The following is a 4136-nucleotide window of genomic DNA, read 5'->3' as shown; positions in this document are numbered from 1 at the left end:
GACCGCCGAGCACCGCGGTGACCAGGCCCACCTGGAGTTCGCCGGGCCGGCCCAGCAGCCGGCCGAGCACGTCACCGCCGAGCAGCAGCACCGGCGCGAGCAGCGCGCAGCCGGGCAGCAGCCAGCGCGGATCCGGTCCGGTGAGCGCCCGGACCAGGTGCGGCACGAGGAGCCCCACGAAGACGATCGGGCCGCAGGCGGCGGTGGCCGCGCCGCAGAGCAGCGTGACCGCGACGATCACGACCGCCCGGATGGTCGCCGGTCGGGCGCCCAGCCCGCGCGCGGCGTCGTCGCCGAGGGTGAGGGCCCCGAGCGGGCGGACGACCAGCAGGGCGAGCAGCAGGCCCGCACCGACGAACGGGAGGATCCGGGCCACGGTGCCGGTGCGCGCGTCGGCCAGCGAGCCGACCGTCCAGAACCGCAGCCGCTCCAGCGTGGCGGCGTCGAGCAGGAGCACCGCGTTGACGTACGAGAAGAGGGTGGCGTTCAGGGCCGCGCCGGCCAGGGCGAGCCGGGTCGGGGTGGCTGCCGGTCCGCCGCCGACCAGGTAGCCGACGACGGTGACCACGGCGGCGCCCAGCAGCGCGAACCACAGGTGGTCGGCGACATCGGTGACGCCGAGCAGGGCGGTGGCGGTGGCCACCGCGGCGGAGGCGCCGGCGTTGATGCCGAGCAGGCCCGGGTCGGCGAGCGGATTGCGGGTGAGCGCCTGCATGGCCGCGCCGGTGACGCCGAGGGCGGCGCCGGCGACCAGGCCGAGCAGCGTCCGGGGCAGCCGCATCCGGTGCACGATCGGGTACGCGGGGGAGTCGGGCTGCAGCAGGCCCTGCCAGACCTCGGTGAGGGTGAGCTGCCGGGCGCCGACCGCGATGCTGAGCGCCGCGACGGTGGCGAGCAGCAGCAGGGACGCGGCGAAGCCACCGACGCGGACGGCGGCGCGGTGTCGCGGTACGGGTGCCGGGACGGTACGGGGTTTCAGGGTGGGCTCCGATGTGGTGGGACGCGCGGGCTTGACAGCAAGTTAGGTTAGGTTAACCTAACCTCGCCGTCCATGGTCATTTCCGGCCCCTGATCGAAAGTCGACGCCCATGCCCGTACCCGTTCCCGCCCGCCGTCTCTCCCGCCGCGGCCTGCTCGCGGCCGGCGGGGCCAGCACCGTCGCCGCGCTGCTCGCCGGCTGTTCCCGACGTGGGCCCACCGAAAGAGCGGCGGCAGGGTCGTGGGAGTTCGTGGACGACCGCGGCGAGAAGGTGACCGCCGCGCGCCGGCCGAACCGGATCGTCGCCTTCACCGGGGTCGCCGCCGCACTGATCGATTTCGGACTGGACGCGCAGATCGTCGGCGTGTTCGGGGAGACCCGGCGCGCCGACGGCAGCGCCGAACCGCAGGCCGGCGACCTCGACGTCGAGGCGGTCGAGCTGCTCGGCAACGCCTGGGGCCAGTTCGACCTGGAGAAGTACGCCGCGCTCCGCCCCGATCTCCTGGTCACCCACAGGTACGACCCGGGCGCGCTCTGGTACGTCCCGGACGAGAGCCGGGCGAAGATCCTCCCGCTCGCGCCGACGGTCGCGGTGACCACCGCCCGGGTGCCGATGACCCGCCCCATCGAGCAGTACGCCCGACTCGCCGCCGCGCTCGGCGCCGACCCGGCGGCGCGGAAGGTCACCGAGGCCCGGACCCGGTTCGCCGCCGCCGCCGGGGCCGTCCGGCAGGCCGTCCGGGCCAACCCCGGCATCCGGGTGCTGGCCGCCTCCGGCAGCCCCGACCTGTGCTACGTCTCCAACCCGAAGGTCAGCACCGACCTGATGTACTTCGCCGAGTTGGGCGTCGACCTCGTGGTGCCGACGAAGCTGGCGCAGGGCGACTATTTCGAGGCGTTGAGCTGGGAGAACGCCGACCGCTTCCCCGCCGACCTGATCCTGCTGGACAACCGCGGCACCGCCCTGCAGCCGAAGGACCTCGCCGGGAAGCCCACCTGGGCCGGGCTCCCGGCGGTCCGCGCCGGCCAGGTCACCGGCTGGGACGCGGTGCCCCGCTTCTCGTACGCGGGTGCCGCGCCGCTGCTGGAGAACCTGGCCACCGCCATCCGCGCCGCGAAGCGGGTCGCCCCGTGAGCACCGCCGTCGCCCTGCGCTACCGCTTCTACGCCGCCCGGGTCGTCGCCACCCGACCGGTCGGCGCCTCGCTCGTCCGGATCACCCTCGGCGGTCCGGAGCTGGCCGACTTCGCCGGCGGCGGCCGGGACCAGAGCGTCTCGCTCTTCCTGCCGCGCCCCGGCCAGCCGGCGCCGGTGCTGCCCACCGGCGACGACTGGTACGCCGCCTGGCGGGCGATGGACCCGCAGGTGCGCGCGGTGATGCGCTCGTACACGATCCGGGAGCAACGGCCGCAGCGGGCCGAGGTGGACATCGACCTGGTCCGGCACGGCGACACCGGCCCGGCGACCCGCTGGGCCGGCCGGGCCCGACCGGGCGACCGGGTGGCGCTGCTCGGCCCCGCCGTGCCCGACAACCGCAGCGTCTGCTTCCGGCCGCCCGCCGGCACCGACGAGGTGCTGCTGGTCGCCGACGAGACCGCGCTGCCCGCCGTCGCCGGCATCCTGGCCTGGCTGCCGGCCGGCGCCACGCACGTGCTGGTCGAGGTGCCGCACTCCGCCGACATCAGCCGCTGCCCACCGCCGCCCGCGTCGAGGTGCGCTGGCTGGTCCGGGCAGTGCCGCCCCCGGTGAGCTGCTGGTCGCGGCGGCTTGCGCCGCGCGGCTGCCCACCGCCGCCCCGTACGCCTGGGTCGCCGGCGAATCGGCGGCGGTCCGCGCCAGTCCGCCGGCACCTGGTCGACGTGCGCGGCCTGGACCGCCGGCACGTCACCTTCGCCGGCTACTGGCCGTGGCGTCTGCGAGGACACCCTCCGCACCGGTCGGGAGGACCCGAGATGAGTACGCCGGCAGACCCGCCGCCGCCCGGTCCCACCTGCTGCACGCCGGCTCGGTGGGGCGCTACCGCCGGATCGTCGCCGCCGGCGTCGACCAGGTGGCCCAGCAGGTGGCCGGCGTCGACGGGCCGTGCACCGGGATCGGCCCGGCCGGGCTGGCGCCCCGCATCGACGCGGTCGACCTGGACCGGCCGCTCGGCGACACCGACGCCGCCCTCGACGAACTGGAGGACGTCTACCTGCGCGACGCCGTCTGGTTCCACCACCCGCGCTACCTGGCCCACCTCAACTGCCCGGTGGTGCTGCCCGCGCTGCTCGGCGAGGCGGTGCTCAGCGCCGTCAACTCGTCCCTGGACACCTGGGACCAGAGCGCCGGGGCCACCCTGATCGAGCGGCGGCTGGTGGCCTGGACCGCCGGTCGGCTCGGGCTGGGCCCGGCCGCCGACGGCGTCTTCACCAGCGGCGGCAGCCAGTCCAACCTGCAGGCGTTGCTGCTGGCCCGGGAGGAGGCGTGCGCCCGGCACGGCCTCGGCCGGGACCTGCTGCCCCGGCTGCGGATCATCACCTCCACCGCCGGGCACTTCAGTGTGCAGACCTCCGCCGACCTGCTCGGCCTGGCCGCCGACGCGGTGCTGGCCCTGCCGACCGGGCCGGACCGGCGGCTGCGGCCCGACCGGGTACGCCGGGAGCTGGCCCGGTGCCGGGCCGCCGGGCTGGTGGTGATGGCCGTCGTCGCCACCGCCGGCACCACCGACTTCGGCAGCATCGACCCGCTGCCGGAGCTGGCGGAATGCTGCGCCACCGCCGGGGTGTGGCTGCACGTCGACGCCGCGTACGGCTGCGGGCTGCTGGTCTCGCCGACCCGGCGGCGCCTGCTCGCCGGCGTCGAGCGGGCCGACTCGGTGACCGTGGACTTCCACAAGTCGTTCTTCCAGCCGGTCTCCGCGAGCGCCCTGCTGGTCCGCGACGGCCGCACGCTGCGGCACGTCACCCACCACGCGGACTACCTCAACCCGGCCGGCGACACCCTGCCCAACCAGGTCGACAAGAGCCTGCAGACCACCCGCCGCTTCGACGCCCTCAAGCTGTGGCTGACCCTGCGGATCCTCGGCCCGGACGCCGTCGGCGCGCTCTTCGACGAGGTACTGGACCGGGCGGCCGACGCGTGGGCGCTGGTCGACGCGGACCCGCGCTTCGAGGTGCTG

General features: G+C 75.9%; 4 protein-coding genes. 3 read left to right on the top strand and 1 reads right to left on the bottom strand.

The features are described from left to right. On the bottom strand, positions 1-904 hold a 904-nt coding region (locus MRQ36_RS32725), incomplete at its 3' end, for a FecCD family ABC transporter permease (RefSeq protein WP_374251267.1). Positions 905-1088: 184 nt separating this feature from the next. On the opposite strand from MRQ36_RS32725, the gene MRQ36_RS32720 reads away from it, so the two are divergent. From MRQ36_RS32720 to MRQ36_RS32710, 3 genes are all read left to right on the top strand, one after another. Then, positions 1089-2114: an ABC transporter substrate-binding protein gene (locus tag MRQ36_RS32720; RefSeq protein ID WP_242800220.1), complete on the top strand. Its 1026-nt coding sequence runs from the start codon at positions 1089-1091 to the stop codon at positions 2112-2114. Beyond that, positions 2111-2728 (top strand): siderophore-interacting protein, encoded by a 618-nt coding sequence (locus tag MRQ36_RS32715; RefSeq protein WP_242801681.1) that lies wholly within the window; start codon positions 2111-2113, stop codon positions 2726-2728. The genes MRQ36_RS32720 and MRQ36_RS32715 overlap by 4 nt, the downstream gene beginning before the upstream one ends. A gap of 157 nt (positions 2729-2885) precedes the next feature. Then, positions 2886-4136 (top strand): aspartate aminotransferase family protein (locus MRQ36_RS32710; protein ID WP_374251264.1); only part of this gene is annotated, 1251 nt, incomplete at its 3' end.

Origin of the sequence: Micromonospora sp. R77 (assembly GCF_022747945.1) — a bacterium.
Taxonomy (GTDB): Bacteria; Actinomycetota; Actinomycetes; order Mycobacteriales; family Micromonosporaceae; genus Micromonospora.
Note: the sequence above shows the minus strand (reverse complement) of the source record. Positions and strands in the feature narration are given on the sequence as shown.

Bases quoted from the DNA above. Each gene is read 5' to 3' on its own strand.
- MRQ36_RS32720 (WP_242800220.1), top strand. From the start codon at position 1,089: ATGCCCGTACCCGTTCCCGCCCGCCGTCTCTCCCGCCGCGGCCTGCTC.